This is a genomic window from Zoogloea sp. GDB6 (assembly GCF_056724105.1).
On sequence record NZ_CM161497.1, the window covers coordinates 4,892,784 to 4,913,133 of the forward strand.

General features: G+C 66.5%; 19 protein-coding genes and 2 tRNA genes. 8 read left to right on the forward strand and 13 right to left on the reverse strand.

The genetic code is table 11. From position 1 onward, the window contains the following. Positions 1-117: 117 nt before the first annotated feature. The gene (locus AC1PQG_RS22320; RefSeq protein WP_481119930.1) at positions 118-438 is read left to right on the forward strand and encodes a cupin domain-containing protein; all 321 of its coding nucleotides are present in this window, start codon (positions 118-120) and stop codon (positions 436-438) included. A gap of 45 nt (positions 439-483) precedes the next feature. Further along, positions 484-1,455, forward strand: a complete 972-nt coding sequence (locus AC1PQG_RS22325; protein WP_481119931.1) for an MBL fold metallo-hydrolase — start codon at positions 484-486, stop codon at positions 1,453-1,455. A gap of 66 nt (positions 1,456-1,521) precedes the next feature. Here the strand turns inward: AC1PQG_RS22325 and metK are convergent, their stop codons facing one another. Beyond that, the gene (gene metK / locus AC1PQG_RS22330) at positions 1,522-2,688 is read right to left on the reverse strand and encodes a methionine adenosyltransferase (RefSeq protein WP_481119932.1); all 1,167 of its coding nucleotides are present in this window, start codon (positions 2,686-2,688) and stop codon (positions 1,522-1,524) included. 214 nt (positions 2,689-2,902) lie between these two features. On the opposite strand from metK, the gene AC1PQG_RS22335 reads away from it, so the two are divergent. Both AC1PQG_RS22335 and AC1PQG_RS22340 read left to right on the forward strand, forming a co-directional pair. Beyond that, entirely contained in the window at positions 2,903-3,790 is an 888-nt protein-coding gene (locus AC1PQG_RS22335) for a lysophospholipid acyltransferase family protein (RefSeq protein WP_481119934.1), read from the forward strand. After that, positions 3,787-4,659, forward strand: coding sequence for an LpxL/LpxP family acyltransferase (locus AC1PQG_RS22340; protein WP_481119936.1), 873 nt, complete (start codon positions 3,787-3,789; stop codon positions 4,657-4,659). Before AC1PQG_RS22335 ends, AC1PQG_RS22340 begins: the two co-directional genes overlap by 4 nt. A gap of 70 nt (positions 4,660-4,729) precedes the next feature. On the opposite strand, the gene AC1PQG_RS22345 is transcribed toward AC1PQG_RS22340, so the two are convergent. From AC1PQG_RS22345 to thiS, 4 genes are all read right to left on the reverse strand, one after another. Continuing rightward, positions 4,730-4,957 (reverse strand): hypothetical protein, encoded by a 228-nt coding sequence (locus tag AC1PQG_RS22345; protein ID WP_481119937.1) that lies wholly within the window; start codon positions 4,955-4,957, stop codon positions 4,730-4,732. 1 nt (position 4,958) lies between these two features. Further along, a complete protein-coding gene (gene trmB, locus AC1PQG_RS22350) occupies positions 4,959-5,696 on the reverse strand; it encodes a tRNA (guanosine(46)-N7)-methyltransferase TrmB (RefSeq protein ID WP_481119938.1) in 738 nt (245 codons plus the stop codon). 61 nt (positions 5,697-5,757) lie between these two features. After that, entirely contained in the window at positions 5,758-6,543 is a 786-nt protein-coding gene (locus AC1PQG_RS22355) for a thiazole synthase (RefSeq protein ID WP_481119939.1), read from the reverse strand. A gap of 88 nt (positions 6,544-6,631) precedes the next feature. Then, positions 6,632-6,859, reverse strand: a complete 228-nt coding sequence (gene thiS / locus AC1PQG_RS22360; RefSeq protein WP_481119940.1) for a sulfur carrier protein ThiS — start codon at positions 6,857-6,859, stop codon at positions 6,632-6,634. Between the two features lie 68 nt (positions 6,860-6,927). Between thiS and AC1PQG_RS22365 the strand changes: the two genes are divergently transcribed. The 4 genes from AC1PQG_RS22365 to AC1PQG_RS22380 all read left to right on the forward strand — a co-directional run bounded on the left by AC1PQG_RS22365 (position 6,928) and on the right by AC1PQG_RS22380 (position 9,634). Further along, a tRNA-Gly gene (locus AC1PQG_RS22365) sits at positions 6,928-7,001 on the forward strand. 488 nt (positions 7,002-7,489) lie between these two features. Then, positions 7,490-8,620, forward strand: a complete 1,131-nt coding sequence (locus AC1PQG_RS22370) for a hypothetical protein (RefSeq protein ID WP_481119941.1) — start codon at positions 7,490-7,492, stop codon at positions 8,618-8,620. Between the two features lie 133 nt (positions 8,621-8,753). Then, entirely contained in the window at positions 8,754-9,056 is a 303-nt protein-coding gene (locus AC1PQG_RS22375) for a DUF5710 domain-containing protein (protein ID WP_481119942.1), read from the forward strand. Positions 9,057-9,211: 155 nt separating this feature from the next. Continuing rightward, positions 9,212-9,634, forward strand: coding sequence for a bacteriohemerythrin (locus AC1PQG_RS22380; RefSeq protein WP_481119943.1), 423 nt, complete (start codon positions 9,212-9,214; stop codon positions 9,632-9,634). A gap of 83 nt (positions 9,635-9,717) precedes the next feature. On the opposite strand, the gene AC1PQG_RS22385 is transcribed toward AC1PQG_RS22380, so the two are convergent. The 8 genes from AC1PQG_RS22385 to AC1PQG_RS22420 all read right to left on the reverse strand — a co-directional run bounded on the left by AC1PQG_RS22385 (position 9,718) and on the right by AC1PQG_RS22420 (position 20,347). After that, positions 9,718-10,314 carry a hypothetical protein gene (locus AC1PQG_RS22385; RefSeq protein ID WP_481119944.1) on the reverse strand — a complete coding sequence of 199 codons (597 nt, stop codon included), beginning with the start codon at positions 10,312-10,314 and terminating at the stop codon, positions 9,718-9,720. A 130-nt stretch (positions 10,315-10,444) separates the two neighbouring features. After that, on the reverse strand, positions 10,445-11,629 hold the full coding sequence (locus tag AC1PQG_RS22390) for an efflux RND transporter periplasmic adaptor subunit (RefSeq protein WP_481119945.1): 1,185 nt from the start codon (positions 11,627-11,629) through the stop codon (positions 10,445-10,447). Between the two features lie 10 nt (positions 11,630-11,639). Beyond that, a complete protein-coding gene (locus tag AC1PQG_RS22395) occupies positions 11,640-13,130 on the reverse strand; it encodes an efflux transporter outer membrane subunit (protein ID WP_481119946.1) in 1,491 nt (496 codons plus the stop codon). A 162-nt stretch (positions 13,131-13,292) separates the two neighbouring features. Then, on the reverse strand, positions 13,293-13,961 hold the full coding sequence (locus AC1PQG_RS22400; protein ID WP_481119947.1) for an RluA family pseudouridine synthase: 669 nt from the start codon (positions 13,959-13,961) through the stop codon (positions 13,293-13,295). Beyond that, positions 13,952-16,129 carry a UvrD-helicase domain-containing protein gene (locus AC1PQG_RS22405; RefSeq protein ID WP_481119948.1) on the reverse strand — a complete coding sequence of 726 codons (2,178 nt, stop codon included), beginning with the start codon at positions 16,127-16,129 and terminating at the stop codon, positions 13,952-13,954. The genes AC1PQG_RS22400 and AC1PQG_RS22405 overlap by 10 nt, the downstream gene beginning before the upstream one ends. 83 nt (positions 16,130-16,212) lie before the next feature. Continuing rightward, positions 16,213-16,289: transfer RNA gene (locus AC1PQG_RS22410), tRNA-Val, on the reverse strand. Between the two features lie 106 nt (positions 16,290-16,395). Then, a complete protein-coding gene (locus AC1PQG_RS22415; protein ID WP_481119949.1) occupies positions 16,396-17,517 on the reverse strand; it encodes an HD domain-containing phosphohydrolase in 1,122 nt (373 codons plus the stop codon). A gap of 73 nt (positions 17,518-17,590) precedes the next feature. Continuing rightward, on the reverse strand, positions 17,591-20,347 hold the full coding sequence (locus tag AC1PQG_RS22420) for a response regulator (protein ID WP_481119950.1): 2,757 nt from the start codon (positions 20,345-20,347) through the stop codon (positions 17,591-17,593). Positions 20,348-20,350 lie beyond the last annotated feature (3 nt).

Below are 20,350 nucleotides of genomic sequence, written 5' to 3' on the forward strand. Positions count from 1 at the left end.
AAAACCCTGACAGAGATTTTCCCGGCGTCGCCTCTTTATTCCAGCCGTACCGGCCGCCAGCGCGGCCGCCCCCGGCGCTGAGGCATACTGGCCACTCCTCCCCCTGGACCCGCCGGTATGCCTCTCCGCAATCTGCTGCAGAACCTCCCCGTCCCCGGCCCCGACGAAGCCTTCGAGACCCTCTTCGAAGCTGGCGGCACGCGCATCGAACGCATCGTTTCCCACCGCCACGCCAGCCCGCCCGGCTTCTGGTACGACCAGGCTGGAGACGAATGGGTGATGCTCGTCCAGGGCAACGCCGAGCTGGAATTCGACGACGGCCGCCGCAAGGTGCTCACAGCGGGCGACTGGCTGGTGATCCCCGCCGGCTGCCGCCACCGCGTCGCCGCCACCGGCCCGGACAGCGTGTGGTTGGCCGTCCATACCACGGACACGTGATCCGGATTATCCTGTTGTACTTTTCAGTCCTCCGGAGATGCATCCATGATCCGCCGCAGTCTCAGTGCCCTTGCCTTCGCCGTCAGTGCCAGCCTGCTCCCCGTCGCCCCGACCTTTGCCGAAGCGCCGGCCGTGAAGACCCAGGTGCCGGGCTACTACCGCCTGAACGTCGGCGACTACGAGCTCACCGCCCTCTACGACGGCTACGTGGACCTGGACGCCAAGCTGTTGACCAACGCCAGCCAGGCCGAGGTCCAGCAGCTACTGGCGCGCCTGTTCATCGCTGGCGAGAAGGTGCAGACCGCCGTCAATACCTACCTGATCAACGCCGGCAGCAAGCTGATCCTCGTCGATACCGGCACCGCCAAGGTCTTCGGCCCGACCCTCGGCTACGTCGCCGAGCACATCCGCGCCGCCGGCTACAAGCCGGAACAGGTGGATCTGGTGCTGCTGACCCATCTGCACCCCGATCACGTCGCCGGCCTCCTGGACGCCGACGGCAAGCCCCTCTTCCCCAACGCCGAAATCCGCGTGAATCAGACGGAAAGTGATTTCTGGTTGTCCGAGGACAACGCCACCAAGGCCCCGAAGGACAGACAGGGAATGTTCGCGATCGCCCGCAAGGCCGCCGCGCCCTACCAGGCCGCCGGCAAGTGGAAACCCTTCAGCGGCGACGCAGAGCTCGCGCCGGGCATCAAGCCGGTGGCGGCGGTCGGCCACACGCCGGGCCACAGCGCCTACCTGGTCGAATCGAAGGGCCAGCGCCTGCTGATCCTCGGCGACTCGGTACACAGCTACGCGGTCCAATTCGCCCGCCCGGACGTCGCTATCGAGTTCGACAGCGACAAGAAGCAGGCCGTCGCGACCCGCAAGAAACTGTTCTCGTGGGCTGCCAAGGAAAAGATGACCGTCGCCGGCATGCACCTGCCCTTCCCCGGCCTCGGCCACATCCGCGCCGACGGGAAAGCCTTCGGCTGGGTCCCGGTGGAGTACAGCCCGCTGCGCAGCAACAAGTGATCCTGTCCTGAGCAAACAAAAGGGGCGCTCCACGGAGCGCCCCTTTTACCAACCGACAGACAGGAATTACAGACCGGCAGCGGCGCGCAGCACGGCAGCCTTGTCGGTGTTTTCCCAAGTGAAGTCGGCCTCGTCACGGCCGAAGTGACCGTAGGCCGCAGTACGCGAGTAGATCGGACGCAGCAGGTCGAGCGCCGCGATGATGCCCTTCGGACGCAGGTCGAAGTGGGCCTGGATCAGCTCGACGATCTTCTCGTCGGCGATCTTGCCGGTACCGAAGGTTTCCACCATCAGGCTCACCGGCTTGGCGACACCGATCGCGTAGGCGACCTGCACTTCGCAACGGTCGGCCAGGCCGGCGGCAACCACATTCTTTGCCACGTAGCGGCCCGCATAGGCGCCGGAACGATCCACCTTGGACGGGTCCTTGCCGGAGAACGCACCGCCACCGTGGTGGGCCGCGCCGCCGTACGTATCGACGATGATCTTGCGACCGGTCAGGCCGCAGTCGCCGTTCGGGCCGCCGATGACAAAGCGGCCGGTGGGGTTGATCAGGTAGCGGGTGTTGCCGCTCAGGAACTCCTTCGGCAGCACCGGCTTGATGACCTCCTCGATGACCGCCTCGGTAAGGGCAGCATGGGAAATATCCGGATGATGCTGGGTGGACACCACCACCGTGTCGATCGCCACCGGTTTGCCGTCCACGTATTTGACGGTCAGCTGGCTCTTGGCGTCCGGACGCAGCCACGGCAAACGGCCATCCTTACGCACTTCCGCCTGACGCTGCATGATGCGGTGGGCGTAGTAGATCGGGAAGGGCATCAGGCTCGGCGTCTCGTTGGTCGCGTAACCGAACATCAGGCCCTGATCGCCGGCGCCCTGATCCAGATCGAGGCCTTCGCCTTCGTTCACGCCCTGGGCGATATCGGAGGACTGACGGTTGATGGCGGTGAGTACCGCGCAGCTCTTGTAGTCGAAGCCGATCTCGGAATCGTCGTAACCGATGCGCTTGACGGTGTTACGGGCGATGTCCATGTAGTTGATGTCCGCGCGCGTCGTGATTTCGCCGGAAATCACCACCAGACCGGTGGACACCAGGGTTTCGCAGGCGACACGACCGTGCGGGTCTTGCGCGAGGATCGCGTCGAGCACCGCATCGGAAATCTGGTCGGCGACCTTGTCGGGATGGCCTTCGGAGACGGATTCCGAAGTAAAAAGGTATTCTCTGGCCATGGAGGCGCTCCTGAAAAACAAAAATCCCCTTGACTGACGGCGTTGCCGTCTCGGGGGATTCTCGGAGCGGCGACGCTTTAGCAGTATTTTTGCCGGCACATCCACAGCTGACCTGCGAACCGCCACCGCCCTGCAAGTTGTCGGATTAACTCGGCGGAATCACAATTATAGCTTTGCCTTCCGGCCCGTCAATTCGGCCATCACGCAGCCCCCAATGGCATCACTCATTTTTTCCCTTCTGGCCCGCCTCCCCCTCGGACTCCTGCAACGTCTCGGCGCCTTCGCGGGCTGGCTGACCTACGCGGGCTCGCCCACCTACCGGCGGCGCCTGCGCGACAATCTGGCCCAGGCCCTGGGCCAGGATGAAGCGGCACGGACTTGGCGGCGAACTGTGGGCGAGACCGGCAAGCAGGCGCTCGAACTGCCATGGCTGCTGCTGCGCCCACAGGCCGAGATCGTCACCAAGGTCGTCCGCGTCAGCGGCTGGGAACACGTGGAAGCCGCCGAGGCCAGCGGCGGCGGCATCCTGTTCATCACGCCACACCTGGGTTGCTTCGAGATCACAGCTCAGTATTTCTCTACCCACAAGCCGATCACCGTGCTGTACCGGGCACCGCGCAAGGCAGTGCTGCAGCCGGTCATCAACACAGGGCGCAGTCGCGGCAACATGCGTCTGGCGCCCGCCGACGTCGGCGGCGTGCGGCGTCTGATCAAGGCCCTGCGCGCCGGCGAGGCGGTCGGCATGCTGCCGGACCAGGTACCAGGCGCCGGTGAAGGCGCCTGGCTGCCCTTCTTCGGCCGCCCGGCCTACACGATGACACTGGCCGCGCGCCTGTCCGAGGTGTCGGGCGTCAGCACGATCTTCGCATGGGCCGAACGCCTGCCCGGCGGCAGCGGCTTCCACCTGCGCCTGCGGCCGGCCCTCGAAGCACTGACTGGCGACACCGAAACCCGCGCCGCCGCCATCAACCGCGAGATGGAAGCCCTGATCCGCGAGAATCCGTCCCAGTACCTGTGGGGCTACAACCGTTACAAACGCCCCCGCGGCGCCGCGCCTACCTCATCTCCCACACCTCCCGCCTCCCGAGAAAACCAACAATGAGCCGTATCGTCGTCGCCCTGCTGTGGCTGCTCCACTGGCTGCCCCTGTCCATGCAGGCCCCCATCGGCCGCGGCCTCGGCCTGCTGCTGTACTGGATCATCGCACCGCGCCGCAAGGTGGTGCTGACCAACCTGCGTCTGTGCTTTCCCGATCAGTCCGAAGCCGAGCGCCGCGCGCTGGCCAAGGAACACTTCGCGCTGGCCGGGCGCAGCCTGATCGAGCGCGGTATCGCATGGTTCGCGTCGGAAGAGCGGGTCCGCCGTATCGTCCGGATTCGAGGAGAAGAGACGCTCGCCAAGCTGATCGAAGCCCGCCAGCCGGTGATATTGCTGACACCGCACTTCCTCGGCCTCGACCTGGGCGGCACGCGCATCGCAGCATCCTTCGACAGCGTCAGCATCTATGCTCGCCAGAAGGACCCCGTCATCGACCGCTGGCTCTACCACGGCCGCAGCCGCTTCGGCAGCCAGGTGCTGCTGCGCCGCGACGAGAGCGTGCGGGCGTCGATCAAGGCGATGAAGGAGATCCGGCCCTTTTACTACCTGCCGGACATGGACAACGGCCCCGAAGACTCGGTCTTCGTGCCCTTCTTCGGCGTGCAGGCCGCCACACTGTCGGCCCTACCACGCCTGGCCCGGCTCGGCGGCGCGGTGGTGGTGCCCTGCGTGACGCGCATGCTGCCCGGCGGCCAGGGCTACGTGGTGGAACTGGGCGAACCGTGGACGGACTTCCCGGGCAGCGACGTGGAAGCCGACACCCGCCGCATGAACGCCTGCATCGAAGACCTGGTCCGCACAATGCCCGCCCAGTACTACTGGGTGCACCGCCGCTTCAAGACCCGCCCACCCGGCGAGCCGAAGATCTACTGAGAGTCCTCAGGGCCGGGCTTCGCTCCGCCCTTCGCAGAGGGCAAGGAAACCGGGGACGGCCCGATATTTCCTAGGGAGCTTCGTCCTTCGCCGCCAGCTCCGCCAGCACCAGCGGAAAGGCGGCGCTGCCGACCAGCGCCACGCCGGACACCAGCAGCACCAGCCCAGCTCCCGACTCCTGTAGCAAGGGATGCAGATCGGTGCCGAAGCCGGCCAGCAGCAGGCCGCCGGCGAGTAGGCACAGCAGGCCGGGGATCCCCATCAACCAGGCGCCGGCGGGCAGTCGCTTGAGGGCCATGTTAGACCCGCTTGAAGACCACGTCCCAGACGCCGTGACCGAGCTTGAGGCCGCGGTTCTCGAACTTGGTCAGCGGCCGGTAGTCGGGCTTCGGCGCGAAGCCATCGGCAGTGTTGGCGAGCAACGGCTCGGCGGACAGCACCTCCAGCATCTGGTGGGCGTATTCCTCCCAGTCGGTGGCGCAGTGCAGGTAGCCGCCGGGTGCCAGCCGCGAGGCGATCAGCTTGACGAAGGGCCCCTGCACCAGGCGGCGCTTGTGGTGGCGCTTCTTGGGCCACGGATCCGGGAAGTAGATATGCACGCCGGCCAGCGAGCCTTCCGGGATCATGTCGCGCAGCACTTCCACCGCATCGTGCTGGACGATGCGCAGGTTGGTAAGGCCACCCTCGTCGATCAGCTTGCACAGACCGCCGACGCCGGGCGCATGCACCTCGATGCCGACGAAGTCGTCGCCCGGACGCACCTGGGCGATCTGCGCCGTGGCCTGGCCCATGCCGAAGCCGATCTCGACGATGTGCGGCGCCTTGCGCCCGAAGACCGCGTCGAGATCCACCGGCTCCGGCCGGTACGGCAGGCCGACCTTGGGCATCATCTCGTCGAGGAAACGGTGCTGGGCCTCCGACATGCGTCCCTGGCGGAGCACGAAGCTGCGGATGGACTGGGACGTGAGACGGCCGCCCGGCGTGGACGGCTGATCGGTGGATTCGTCGGAGTGGGACGTTTGCTGTTCTTCGCTCATGGCGGATTCCGGAATGCAAAACGGCGCGCCTCAGCGCGCCGCGGGTCGATCGAAAAGCGGCTCAGCTGCCGATCAGGCCGCTGGTCGGCGAACTCGGGCTGGCAGTGTAGTACTTCTTGGTCATGCGTCCGGCCAGGAAGGCCTCGCGGCCAGCCTCGACGCCCTTCTTCATGGCGCCGGCCATCTTCACCGGGTCCTTGGCCAGCGCGATCGCGGTGTTCATCAGCACCCCGTCGCAGCCCAGCTCCATCGCGATGGCCGCGTCGGACGCGGTCCCGACACCGGCATCCACCAGCACCGGCACCTTCACCGCGTCACGCACCAGCTGCACGTTCCACGGGTTGAGGATGCCCATGCCGGAGCCGATCAACGAGGCCAGCGGCATCACCGCCACACAGCCGATGTCTTCGAGCATCTTGGCCTGGATCGGATCGTCGGCACAATAAACCATCACCTCGAAACCCTCCTTCACCAGCACCTCAGCGGCCTTCAGAGTTTCGGGCATGTTGGGGAACAGGGTGTGCGAATCGCCGAGCACTTCCAGCTTGACCAACTTATGGTCGTCCAGCAGCTCGCGGGCCAGGCGCAGCGTGCGCACCGCGTCCTCGGCGGTGTAACAGCCGGCCGTGTTGGGCAGATAGGTGAATTCGGACGGCGGCAGCGCATCCAGCAGGCTCGGCGCCTTCTGGTCCTGGCCGATGTTGGTGCGGCGGATCGCCACGGTGACGATCTGCGCGCCGCTGGCCACGATGGCCTCGCGGGTCTCGGTGAAATCCTTGTACTTGCCGGTTCCCACCAGCAGCCGGGAGGAATAGCTCTTGCCAGCAATCGTCAGCAAATCATCCATGGGGAAAGCCAACCTGAAAAATGAGTTGAACGTAGGAAGCGGGGAAAGTACGCGGACCGGGGATACGGTACGGCGGTACGGAAGCCGCTCAGCCGCCGCCGACGGCGACGACGATCTCGAGCCGATCGCCATCGGCCAGCTGGGCCTCGGCATGCCGGCCTTTCGGCACGATCTCGCCGTTGCACTCCACCGCCAGGCGCTTGCCGGTCAGGCCCATGCTGTCGAGCAGGGCCGCCACGCTGAGGGGCGCCGCAAAGCTTCGCGCTTCGCCGTTGACGGTCAGAACCAGGGGGGTAGAAGAGACTTGGGAAGACATGAACGCAGTTTACCACGCCTCGCCGGTTGCCCTCTGCCCTCACCATAAGTACAATCACGGTCCTTCGAGCGGGCGTCGTATAATGGTAATACCCTAGCTTCCCAAGCTAGAGCCGTGGGTTCGATTCCCATCGCCCGCTCCACATCGAATTCCGGCGGATCGTTGATCTGCAAGCACAAAGGCCAACCTGAAGAGGTTGGCCTTTTTGTTGTCCGGTCACGAGTGGATCGGGTCGGATCAAGCCGTGACCGGCACAGGACGACTGACAGCCGCGTCGTGTCAGCCCTGAACGTGTTCCCATTGGCCAGATATCGGCACATGCGAGTTTCAGCCTTTCAAGGAACTCGATCTCTCAGCCCTGCGTTCCCGCTATTGCAGCGATGCGGCCTGTCGCCACAAGGCGCGCTTCAGGGCCGTCTCGCTCAACGCCTGCTGCCCACACGTCACCACACTCGCCGCCTTCGTGCCGGAACGCAGTGAGGAGCTGGCATGCCTCTTCGGCTTCGGAGATATTTCACACCGCCAAACTTGCCGGTGCAGGGAATGTGATATCTAATTCACTATACATATGCCGTTGAGTTTTTCGGTATCCGCACGCAGACCCCTGCTTCAATTCCGGGAGATGAAAAATTGTACCGCTCGATGTTTCTGGCCCTGATGACGACCGCCGTGCTTTCGGCATGCGGTGGTAGCGACCCCGCGCAACAGGCGGCTTCGGCACCATCGACACCGACCCCGGAGACATCTGCACCATCGACGCCTGCTCCGGAGACACCTGCACCATCGACGCCTGCTCCGGAGACGCCGCCACTGACCGAATACACGGCTTTGCTGAGCCAAGCAGCCCAAAAGCAGGCGGAGGTGGAATCCCTCGTGAGCACCACCCCGTGCACGGCGTCGTCGCAATGCAGCACCCTGGCTCTAGACTCCCGGACTGCCCCCTGTTCCTTCATTCAGCGCTACGACTACTCCCTGGCCTCGCCGACCGCAGCTGCGGCCAGTGCCGCTGCCGACGCTTACAACAAGCTCTCCGCCCAAGCTGCCGCCATTGCTCCGCCGAGCAATCTCAGTGGCATCTGCTTCGAGAGGTTAGATTTCACCCCCCTGAACTGCGTTGCCAATCAATGCGTGCGGCAGTTCGTGTTCGACGGCCCGCCCGGGGGCCCACAGCCAGAGGGAATCTGGGTTTCGGAAACGCTGCAGCTCTTTGTTTCAGCGGTGGACGTCGTCTGGGCCATCGACACCGCTGCGGCCACGCCGGCACTGTACACAGGGCCCTTGGCACGACAAGGGACGAGTCTGACGGCAACGCTCAATCGGGTCGTCGGATCCAGCGTAACGGCGTCAAGCCTGGTGGCGACCATTTCCGACACCCCGACCCCATCGATCAGCATCGCAAGACTCGATGGACTCACCCAGTTGCCCAGGACGCTCACGCCGGTCACGAGTTACTTCTCGCCCTCCGCCTTGAGTCAGGTCGCGGGCAGCTACGACCTCGGCTCTGGGGAGCGGATCGTCGTCGACGCGAACGGCAGCGTCCGCAGCACCGAGCCGGGGTGCACGGTCGAAGGAGGCGTCCAGGCCCCCTGGGTGGACCGCAACGTCTATTACCTCGGGATCACCTTCGGGCCGGCCCCCTGCAAGAACCCCAAGGCTTTCATCGAGGGAGTCCTCGCCCCACGTCCCGATGGCCAGCTGTTTGTGGCAGCCAAGCGCCAAGTCCCTGATATCGCCGCCCTGAAGATGACCCGCGTGAATTAACTGTCGCCCGCCTGGGTCAGAAGGCCAATCCGCAAGGGTTGGCCTTTTTGCTGTCCAGCGTCGGGGCAGAAATCGAGACGATCCGTCCAAGTCCTGTCAGACTGCGCAGCCCATCGCCAATACAGGACGTGCAATGAGAACCAACCTGAAGGTGCCCTTCGCCGAGAAGGACGAAGCCAAGCGCCTTGGCGCACGCTGGGACCCGGCCAACAAGATCTGGTACGTGAAGGACGTCGAGGACCTGGCGGCCTTCGCCCGCTGGCTCCCCGCCGCTGGCGAAGCCGCTGCCGCACCGACCGCCAAGCCCGCCGCCCGCAGCAAACCCGCGGCGGCGGCGGCGAAGGTCGGGGTGCGCTACTTCGAGCTCGACTGCGACTGCCCACCCTGGGAAGGCTGCCCGAAGTGCCAGGCCATCGTCGCCGCCAAGGATTGGTGAAATGACACCGCCGCCGACGGCGGCTGAGCACTCGGACGGCACTCCCCCCCAAAACTGTCCATTTTCGATACAAACCCATCTGCCCCGTGGATTTGTATCCCTGTATCCTCACGTGAAAGAATGAGGCACACCAAAACAAAAGAGGGGACAAGCAAATGGAGATCGTCAGACCGGGATTGATCACCGGAAACAAGGTCATCGACCAGCAGCACCAGGACATACTGACCCTCGCCCGCGAAGCCATGAGCCACTTCGACGAGAGCCGGGGCGGCAACTCGAGCGAGTTTCACACCCTGCTCAATAACCTGGCCACGCTGGCAGCCAGGCATTTTCATACCGAGGAAGCCCTGCTGCGCAGGAATGGCTGCCCGACGCTCGAAGCGCACCAGAAGGAGCATGCCGCCTTCAGCGAGCGGATCCTCGACCTGCTGATGAAGGCCATGGCCGGGAATCTCGACCGCAGCGGACTGTTGGGCGTCATGGAAGACTGGACGACCCATCACCTGCTGGTGTCGGACGCTGCCTGCAGCCCGTACCTGCAGGAACGCAAGCACAGCGACTCCACCCACACCGGGTAAGGACGCGCCTCCAGAAGCGGCCTCTTCAGACACGCCGCTTCCGGGATCTGCGCAACCCGGGCCGCGAGAACCCGGGAGACGGCTTACATCAGCACCGGCTCGATGCGCTCGCCCGTCGATTCCATGCGCGCAGCCGCCTGGGCCTTGGACTGCACGGGCTTCTTGTCCTCAGGCTTGGGTCGGGCCGAGAGCTTCATGCCGCGCCCCAGGCGCGCACCGAAAAAGCCGAACAAACCACCGAACACACTGGCCACCAGCGAGCCGATGATCGGCACCGGCGAGGCCGGCTGCATGGCCGGGGTCGCCGGTGCCGCATGGGCACGTTTCAGTTCGGCATGGGCCTGGCTGAGGCCCCCCATCTGACGGCCCAGTTCCTCGACCCGGCTCTCCAGTTGCCGATTGGCGTTTTCCAGCTCGGTCATCCGCCGAACGACTTCCGGCGGAATCACCGGGGCCGGCGCCGGCGTACTCTTCCTGGCGACCGGCGGCGAGGCCTTTTCCTTGTGCTCCCTGTGGGGCACGGGCTTCACCGCCGCCTTCTTCGGTGCCGCCTTGGCGGTCTTGCTGGCCGAAGCGCTCTTGGCTGCGGGAGCAGCGTGATGCGCGGTTTCATGCGGAGCAGCCTGGGCGCCAAGGGAGACGGCCAGCGCCAGGCCCGGAAGAATGTAACGATAAAGCATGGACTTCTCGTGCAAACGTTAGGTGCGGGCCGCCGGACCTGCCTGGAACAGGCCCCGGGCCACGAATGTGACGTCCATTCCCGTACGGAACGCGGGCGAACGCCGGAAGATTGGTTGCGAAGGCGTGATTCTAAGCCTGATCATCGGACACCGGCTTGACCACGTCGCCGACGTGGAGCTCACCCTGGGGTTTGGTCACGACGCGGCTGCGCTCATCGAGCCCGGACGTGATCTCGATCCAGTCATCCTTGGTCCGGCCGACACCGACTTCGACCGCCTGGATCTTGTTGTCCGCATCGACGATCAACACCCGCGCGCTGCCCTTCTGGCGCTGCACCGCAGCGACCGGCACGGCGAGTACCTTGTGGCGGCCCAGCAGGATGCTGCCGGAGACGTTCAGCCCGGCCTTGAGATCGGTATCCGCAGGCAGATCCACATAGACCAGGCCGTTGCGGCTCGTCAGGTCGATGGTCGGCGACACCAGGCGGATGTGGCCCTTCACGTCGGGCCCGAGGGGGCTGTCGACGGTCACATCCTGCCCGCGCGCCAGCTTGCCGAGCAGTTCGCCCTTCACTTCGGCGCGCCACTCCAGGCGCCCTTGGCGAATCATGCGGAACAGCTCGCTGCCGGCCTGCACGATGGTGCCTTCGGCGGCGAAGCTGGCCGAGATCAGGCCGTCGTCCGGCGCCACCAGCGTCGCGTACTGCATGCGCAGCTGCTGGCGCCTTTCCTGCGCCCGCGCGGCGTTCACACGGGCGTCGGCGGTGTGCTTCTGGGTTTCGTAGAGCGTCAGCTCCTGCTGGCTGACGCCCCCCGACGGCGCCAGGCGCTTACCGCGCTCCAGCGTGGCGACCGCCTGGGCCAGTGTCGCCTCGGCCTCGGCCACCTGGGCCTTGGCGGCATCGATGTCGGTTTCCACCGTGGCCGTATCCAGGCGCGCCAGCACCTGCCCCTTCTTGACCTGATCACCGACATTCACCAGCACGCTGGACAGGCGCAACCCGCCCACTTCGGCGCCGACGCGCGTCTCCTGCCACGGCATCACATTGCCGCTGGCGCGGATCAGGTCGGGCCACACGGCGGATTTGGGATGCAGCCAGGACACCACGCGCGGTGGGGGCGGCGGAGGCGGTGCCGCAACCACGGCCGGGGCGGCAGGCGCCTTGGCCGGCGGGGCGCTGCTTGCGGACTGGGACGCCGCAGCCTGCTCGGCGCTCGAGAACGACGCCGAACCGAGCAGCAAGGCCAGCGGCGTGGCCAGGGCCAGCGCCGAGACGGTGCATTTCTTCAGGAAGGATTGATTTGCAAAAGACAAGATTGGAACCTCAATTCGGAGCCGGCGCGTCGACCGCCACGGTGCGTTGGGCCGGTTCGGCCGCCGACGCATAGTGCGCCCCGCCACCGGTCGCCCGGTTCAGCGCAATCCACGCCTGCAGGCGTTCCTGCTGGACGCTCAGATAGGTTTGCTGGGCATTGAGCATGGAGCGCCGGGCATCCTCCAGCTCCAGCAGATTGCTGGCCCCTTCACGGAAGCGGACTTCGACGGATTCGAAAAAGCGCTGGTACTCGCTACCGGATATGCGTGCATTTTCTGCCCTTTCATGGGCCGCCGCATACCGGGTAAGGCCATCTTCCATCTCCTGGATGGCTAGGCGGATCCGCGCCTTGTAGTCGGCCAGCGCCTCGTCGTAGCGGGATTTGGCCAGTTCCACCGCCGCCTTGCGCCGCCCGCCATCGAAGATCGGCAGACTCACCGAGGGCCCGAAGGACCAGGACCCGAAAGACACGCTGCCGGAGCCACCGCTCTTGTTCGTCGTGAAGCCGAAGTCCCCGTTGAGGGTCAAGCGCGGGTAACGATCCGCCTCAGCCAGCCCGATGTCCGCCGACGCCGCCGCCAGGCTGCGCTCGGCGGAGCGGATGTCCGGCCGCTGCATCAACGCATCGCGGGGAATCGAAATATCGAAATGCTTGGGCACCGGCAGGCGTTCCAGCCCGGTCGGCTTGTCAGCCATCGCCAGCATCAGCTCCGGCCGGGGGATACCGGTCAGGCGCGTCAGCTGGTTCTCCAGGCGCTCGCACTGGGCCCGCGTGGCCGCCAGCTGGGTGCGCGCCTCGGCCACCGAGGCAGTGCTGCGGATGGCTTGGTAGGGCGCGGTGAAGCCCTCCTTCACGCTGGCCTCGGTCAGCCGCGCGGTGGCCTCCCGCGAGGTCACGTCCTGCTCGCTGAGCGCCGCATAGGACTGGCAGGCCCGGTAGCTCAGGTAGGCGTCCGCCACGTCCGCGGCGAGGCTGACCCGTGCATCGGCCAGCGTCGCCGCCTGTGCAGCTTCACGCGCCAGTGCCCCCTCCCGGCCGCGGCGCACCGCGCCGAACAGGTCGATTTCCCAGGAGGAATTCATCGACAGCCAGGACTGGGTGAAACTCCTGCTGTTCGACGCGCCGGAGGCCTGCACGCCGCTGGAGCCACCCACTGTCGGCCCTGCCGCCGCATTGGCCTGCCCGGTCAGCGAGCGGGACTGGTTGAGCTTGGCCATCGCCGCTTCCAGCGTCGGGCTGCTCGCAAAGGCCTTGTCGACCATGTGGTCGAGCACCGGGTCGGACAACTCCGCCCACCAGTTGACCGGCATGTCCTTCACGCCGGCGCCCTTCACGGAAGCCGGCGCAGGCACGTCCGAGCGGGACGTCCATTTGTTCGGCACATCCGCCGACGACAGCTCCGGAGACTTGTAATTGGGCCCCACCGCCGTACATCCGCCGAGCACGCACAAGCAGGCCAGCGACGTCCAGCGAATGTCCTTCAGGGCTTGAAACAGCATGTTCTTGAACTTCTTACCTTCGACTGCGCCGGGGTCAGGGCCCGCTCGCCAATGCGCGGAAAAACTACCCCGCGCCAGACTGGCGAGAGTGCTAGCCCCCCCTCCCTGCTTCAAGTGAACTTTTGAAACAGCATGTGTCGGACCCATCGGCGGACGATGGGTTCAAAACGGCACCGCGCTCTCGAAACCCAGCGGCACGCGCCGCTGCGGGTGGATCAGCGTGATGGCGGCGGCGTGCAGGTGCAGGCGGCGGTGACGCGCGGCGCTGTCCGGCGGCGCGTAGAGCGGGTCGCCGAGGATGGGATGGCCGAGGGACTGCAGATGCACACGCAGCTGGTGGGTACGCCCGGTGACGGGTTTCAGCTCCACGCGGGTGACGGCGTCGGCCCCGGCGCCGCGGCGTTCGACGACCCGGTAGCGGGTCAACGCGCGGCGGCCGTGCTGCCGATCGACGATCTGCTGCGGATTGCGCTCTGGGTCGGCGGCCAGCGGCAGGTCGATCTCGCCGGCGTCCGGCCCGAGGTGTCCATGCACCAGCGCTTCGTAGCGTTTGCCGACGATGCGCTGCTCGAAGGCCAGGTTCAGGCGCCGCTGCATCTCGGCGCCGCGGGCCAGCAGGATCAGGCCCGACGTCGCCATGTCGAGGCGGTGCACCGGCAACGCGTCGGCGAATTGCGCCTGCACACGGGCCACCAGGCAGTCCTGCCGGTCCTCGCCGCGGGCCGGTATGGTCAGCAGGCCGGACGGCTTGTCGGCGACGATCAAGGCGTCGTCGGCATGCACAATGACGACGCCCGGCGGCGGCGCCAGGTCCGTGTCCTTCAGCTCCATTGGCCGCTGGCCAGCTGGTGGCGGCCGCGCAGCACGGCCTTGTCGATGCGCATCGCCTTCACGTAGCGGCTGACCCGCTCGGCCGCCTCCGGCACGTAGAGGTGCAGTTCGTCGCGGGCGCGGGTCGCCGCCACATAGAAGCGGTTGCTCTCCTCCCCGGCATCGCTGCCGGCCAGCGGAAAGGCGCCTTCTTCCAGGAAGGGCAGCAGCACGGCCTCGAACTCCTGGCCCTTGGCCGCCTCGACGGAGCACAGCAGCACGGTGTCGGACTTGCGCAGACGCTCGGCCTTGGTCTCTGCCTTGTGCAGCCAGCGGGCAAAGTCGCGCAGCGGCAGGTTCTGGCGGCGCGCCACGTCGATGAAGCCGTCGATGGAACGGGCCACCAGCGCCGCCGTGGCCGGCGCCAGGAACAGCCGCCGCGCCACGCCTTTCAGGTCGAGCAGCGTCACCGCCTGTTCGAGGAGCGCCGCGGCCGGCGCATCCGGCGGTGCGGCGCGCAGGGCGGCCAGGGTATGGGCGAGGCGCTCGCGAGCGCTGCGCTGGGCCGGGCTTTCATCGACACTCGCCGCCTCCACCTCGCGCAAGTGCTGCAGCGCGTTGGCCTCGTGGTGCTGGCCGCCCTGGCGCAGGGCCTTCAGCTTGTCGAGGAAGCGGAATTCCTCCTGCAGCTGCGCCTCATCGGACTGGCCGGCGGCGCGCTTGTCGGCGCGGGTCTGGGGCTTGAGCAGCGTGCCGTTGAGGAAATCCTCGAACAGCGCGGGCTGGGCCGCGGCGGTCTTCAGTGCGTCGTCGTCGCGGCGCTCGGCGCCCCATTCGAACTGCTGCCATTGCAGCAAGGCCTGCAGCACCTGCAGGCGCTTGTCGACGCCGGGGATGGACTCGTAGTCCTGCAGCGCGAAGGCGATCACGCCACGCAGCATCAGCACCTCGGAGCGCAGCAGATAGCTCGCCAGGCCCTCCATGCGCCAGCCGATGCCGGCCTCCAGCAAGGCGTTCTCGATGGGGATGGACTGGTAAGGCGCGCGCAGGATCACCGCGCAGGCGGCCGGCCGGCCGCCGCGCCGCTTCCAGTCGGCCAGATCCGCCGCCACCTGCGCGGCGACAGCCCGGTGGTCGGCGCAGGGCTGCACGCGCAGCACCGTCTCGTGCTCGCGGCCGGAGTCCACAACCTTGTTCTTCAATGCCGCGGTGGCCGCCGCCAGCGGCGGGCCGTAGCGGTAGCTGCAGGTCAGCGGCAGGCGCACCACGCCGGGCCAGCCCTGGCCGAAGCGGGTGTGCAGGAAATCGGTGCCGGCGCCGGCCCAGCGGTGGATCACTTGGTCGAAGTCGCCGGCCCCGGTGAAGAAGGCCTTGCCGCGCATCAGCAGCGCTTCCAGCACCGCGTAGCTGGCCGGGTTCATGTCCTGCAGTTCGTCTACCACCACGATACGGTAGGCCGGCAGATCGATCGGGCGATCCACGTCGCTCAGGCGGCGGGCCAGGTCGTAGGTCGCGTCGAACTCGGCGCGCCAGCGCGGCACATCCTCAAGGCCCGAGCGCAGTGCTTCCAGCGCGCCATGCAGCAGGAAGGCGGCAAGGGGGACATCGAAACGTTCGGCGCAGTCCTCGGCGCTCTCCTCGTCGTCGCCGCCGGGCGGCACCAGGCGTGCCTTGAGGCGACGCGACAGTTCGAGGAACTCGAAGATCGGCTCGTTGTGTTCGGGCAGCCACAGCTCCCGCGGATGGCGCCGGGCGGCGTTGTCGGCCTGCAAACGCGCGGCCGCGATGCGCACCTGGGGTGCCAGGGCTTCCGGTGTATCGAGCCGCGGCGCCTCCGCCCCTTCGGCCTGCAGCAGCACCTGACGGGCGAACGCATCAAAGCTCAGGCATTTGACGCGCCGCGCGGTACGTTCGTCCATGCCGATGTCCACCAGGCGCGCCTGCAGCACCCGCGCCGCTTCGGCCGAAAACGTCAGCGCCAGGATGCTCTCCGGCCACACGCCGCGGGTGATCGACTCGGCGATGCGCAGCGCCAACGTGGTGGTCTTGGCCGCGCCAGCGTTGGCCATGGCGATCACGTAACGCGCGCGGCAGGTCTGGATCCCGCGCTGTTCAGCGGTGGGCACGATGCCGACGGGCACGAACTGGGGCGCGGAAGGCGGGCTCGGCGGAGTCGAAGTACGGGTCATGGCGGATCGTCGGCAGGGCCGCGGCGGAGACGGAACCGGACTGTAACGGGGAGCGCTGGCGGGGGGAAGCGGCGGGAAATTATTGGTGCGTCCTGACGGAGTCGAACCGCCGACCTCCACGATGTCAACGTGGCGCTCTAACCAACTGAGCTAAGGACGCATACCCGGCAATGATTGCCTGTGCTTGGCGCTGATGGCTTTGCACTGGGGAAGGGCGCGCATTATAGCCGCTAAACGCCGCTTTGCAAGCATTCTGCCGAAAACTTTCAACGACTGAATCCCGCATCCTTGTGACTCAAGGCAATCTGCTCGAACTGATCAGCGACCCGCAGGAAGGCGTCCACCATGTCCGGATCGAACTGCCTGCCACGTTCCCCGGCAATGATCGCAACGACTTTGGGATGCGGGAAGGCCGGCTTGTAGACGCGCCGTGAAATCAATGCGTCATAGACATCGGCAATGGCCATCAGGCGCGCCGATAGCGGGATCACCGCCCCCTTGAGGCCCTGCGGATAGCCCGCGCCATCCCAACGCTCGTGGTGGCTGTAGGCGATCTCCAGCGCGTAGTCGAGGTAGGAACGGTTATCGGCCGTGGCACCGGTAATCGCCTTGGCGATGGCGTCCCGCCCGTAGGCGCAGTGGCTCTGCATGATCAGGCGCTCCTCGGCATCCAGGCGCCCGGGCTTGAGCAGCACCGCGTCAGGAATCGCCACTTTGCCCACATCGTGCAGCGCAGCCGACTTGGTGATCAACGCAATCGCCTCGTCGTCGAGGAGGGGCGCAAAGTCTGGATGGCCTTGCAGCGCCCGCGCCAGCACGCCAACGTAGGCCTGAGTACGCAGGATGTGGTTGCCGGTCTCGTTGTCGCGCACCTCGGCCAGTGTGCACAGCGCGGTGATGATCGCGTCCTGGGCATCGATCAGTTGCTGGCCGCGGCGTACCACCTCACGGGTACGTTCAGCGACCAGTTCCTCCAGTTCCTCGTTGCGCCGCAGCAGTTGCCGGCTCGCATCCGCCAGGGCCAGGTGGTTGCGTACCCGCGCCAGCACCACCGGCGGAGAGAAGGGCTTGTGGATGAAGTCTTCGGCGCCGAGGGACAGCCCATAAGCCTCATCGGTATCGCTTTCGAGACTGGACAGGAACAAGATCGGGATATCGCGGGTCGCCGCGTCGGCCTTCAACTGGCGACATACCTCAAAGCCATCCACCTCCGGCATCATCACGTCGGTCAGCACCAGGTCGGCGCGGCCTCCGTCCCTGACGTAGTCGAGCAGGCCGCGGCCGTCGGCAAAGGCATGCACCTCGAAGCGCTCCTCGAGCATTTCTTCGAGCACCAGCAGGATGGCAGGCTGGTCATCGGCGATCAGGATATGGCGCTTGTAGGGCATCACCGATTCTCGCGAGGCGCGGACACAATCAGTTTTCCGGTTTGCGTTCAGTATACGCCCGGCTCCGCCCCCATCAGCCCTCCAACGGGGCGGACTCGGCGTTGCGCTGTGTCAAATACACGCCGATCTCGGCCGCCAGGTGCTCCAGACGCCCGGCCAACACAAGCGCCAGCTCCACGGCCTGCGGTTGGCCATCGCGGGCCGCCAGCTCGGCCTCCCTGGCCTGCTTGACGAGCGGGTCCAGCAGGACGCTGCCTGCCATGCCTTTCAAGCCGTGGGCGGCCTTGGCCAGCGCGACAAAATCCCGCGCCTCTGCACACTGACGCAGCCGCGCTGCATCGCCTGGCAATTCCTGCTGCACGGTACCAAGCAGCTTGGCGACGAAGGCCGGTTTGGCCTGGTAGCGGGCTTCCAGCTTGCCAAAATCCGCCTCGTCGGCCTTCTCGCCGGCTGGCATTGCGACGCCAGGAGGCGGTTCAGACGGGGCCAGCGCGGCAAGCGGTAGCCACTCGGACAGGATCCTATATAGCCGGTCCGGTTCGACGGGCTTCGGCACATGGCCGTTCATGCCAGCGGCGAGGCATTGTTCCCGGTCCTCCGTGAAAGCATTGGCAGTCATCGCCAGGATCGGCAGGCTGCGTCCGGTCTCCAGCTGGCGAATGCGCCGGGTCGCTTCCAGCCCGTCCATCACCGGCATCTGGATGTCCATCAGGATCAGATCGAAATGGGCGCCGCTGGCCATGCGCTCGACTGCCAGCGCACCGTTGTCGGCCACCTCCACCTGCAGTCCGACCTCTTGCAACAGGTCCCGCGCCACCTGCTGGTTCACCACGTTGTCTTCGACAAGCAGAATGCGCGCCCCAGCCTTGGCGGCATCGAAGCCCGCGCCAGCCGAAGTTTTCACGCTCTCCTGCCCACCAGCATTGGGTGTCAGGACCCGCGCCAGGGCCTCGGTCAGCTGCAGGCGCTGCACGGGCTTGGCGAGCACCCCGTCGAAATGCACCGCGGAGGCCTCATCGGGCGGCAGTTCGGCACCGTAGGCAGTGATCATCAGGATCAACAGCGGCGCGCCCAACGGCAGGCTGCGGATCCGCGCGGCCACCTCGTAGCCATCCATGCCAGGCATGCGCCAGTCGAGCAGGATCACGCGGTAGGGCACGCCAGCGCTGTCGGCAGCGGCAATCAGCTCCAGCGCCTCGGGCCCCGAGGCCGCCGTATCGACCTGCAGGCCCAGGCTTTCGAGCAGCACCTGCAGCATCTCGCGGGCATCGGGCAGATCGTCCACCACCAGCACGCGTTCGCCGGCAAAGTGCACCAGCCTCACGATGCCCTTGCCATCCCCCGGCTGCAGGTGGATCACGCACCAGAAGGTACTGCCTTCGCCCGGCGTGCTGTCCACGCCGACCTCGCCGCCCATCAGCACGGCCAGGCGCTTGACGATGGCCAGCCCCAGGCCGCTGCCGCCGTAGCGGCGGGTCGTGCCGCTGCTGGCCTGCTCGAAGGCCTGGAACAGGCGTGGGCGCAACTCCGCCGGCACACCGACGCCACTGTCCTGGACTTCCAGACGCAGGCCGAGCAACTCACCGCTCTGCGACTGCAGGCGGGCCCGCAGCGCGATGCTGCCGTGCTCGGTGAACTTGACCGCATTGTTGGCGAAATTCAGCAGGATCTGCGCCACCCGCAGCGCATCACCGCGCAGCACCCGCGGGATTGCCGGGTCCACCTGGCAGACCACCTCGACGCCCTTTTCCGCCGCACGGGCCCCGATCAGCGCGGCGGTGTTCTCAAAGATCGACTCGAGCTCGAAGTCCGTTGATTCCAGCTCGATCTTACCGGCCTCGATCTTTGAGAAATCGAGGATGTCGTTGAGGATGCCGAGCAGGTTCTGGGCGGAGTCGGCGATGGTCGCCAGCTGCTGCAGCTGACGCGGCTCCTGCACATGGCGCTGCAACAGGTGGGTGAGGCCGACGATGGCGTTCATCGGAGTCCGGATCTCATGGCTCATCGTAGCCAGGAAGACGCTCTTCGCACGGCTTGCCGATTCGGCCGTCTCCTTGGCGGCGACCAGTTCGGCGGTCCGTTCGACGACCTGCTCCTCCAGGTGCTGGCGGTGCTCGCGCAGGGCCTGCTCGACCTTCTCCCGCTCGCCGATCTCGCCGAGCAGTTCCTCGTGATAGGCCTGCAGCTCCTCGCGCATCGCGGCGAAGCTGGTCACCAGATCGCCCACTTCGTCGCGCCCCGCCGGCGGCAAGGCCACATCGACACGGCGCTGGGCCAGTGCCTTGGCCGCCCTGGACAGGCGCAGCAGCGGGCGCAGCACGATGCCCTCCACCATCACACTCCACGTCAGACCCAGCAGGGCCACGCAGCCGGCCAGCATCAGGCTCAACTGGCCATGCTGGACGTGGCGCTTGGCCAGCCAGCGGCTCAGGTCGATCTGCACCCGCAGGTGGCCGGCCGGCACACCCAGGTAAGCGATATCCTTGTCCATCACCTGCATGGCCGGATGGGCGGCGGTCGCCGGCGGCGCACCGACCATCGGCGGGTAGATCTGCCGACCACCTGCATCGCTCAGGCGGATCTCGTGCCAGTCAGGGTTCTTCTTCTGCAGCTCCCCCAGATTCTCGGTGATGATGTCGAGCTGGTTGGCCAGCATCAGCGGGATCAGCCCCTCGATGACACTGTCCAGGTGTTGATTGACCTCCTCCAGATACTCGGCGCGCTGGTCCTCCAGGTAGCGCGGGGTCCACACGAAGTTGAGCCCCGCCAGGATCAGCGCACTGCCAAGCAGCAGCGGCAACAGCAGTTTCCAGCGCAGGGAACGGCTCACGGC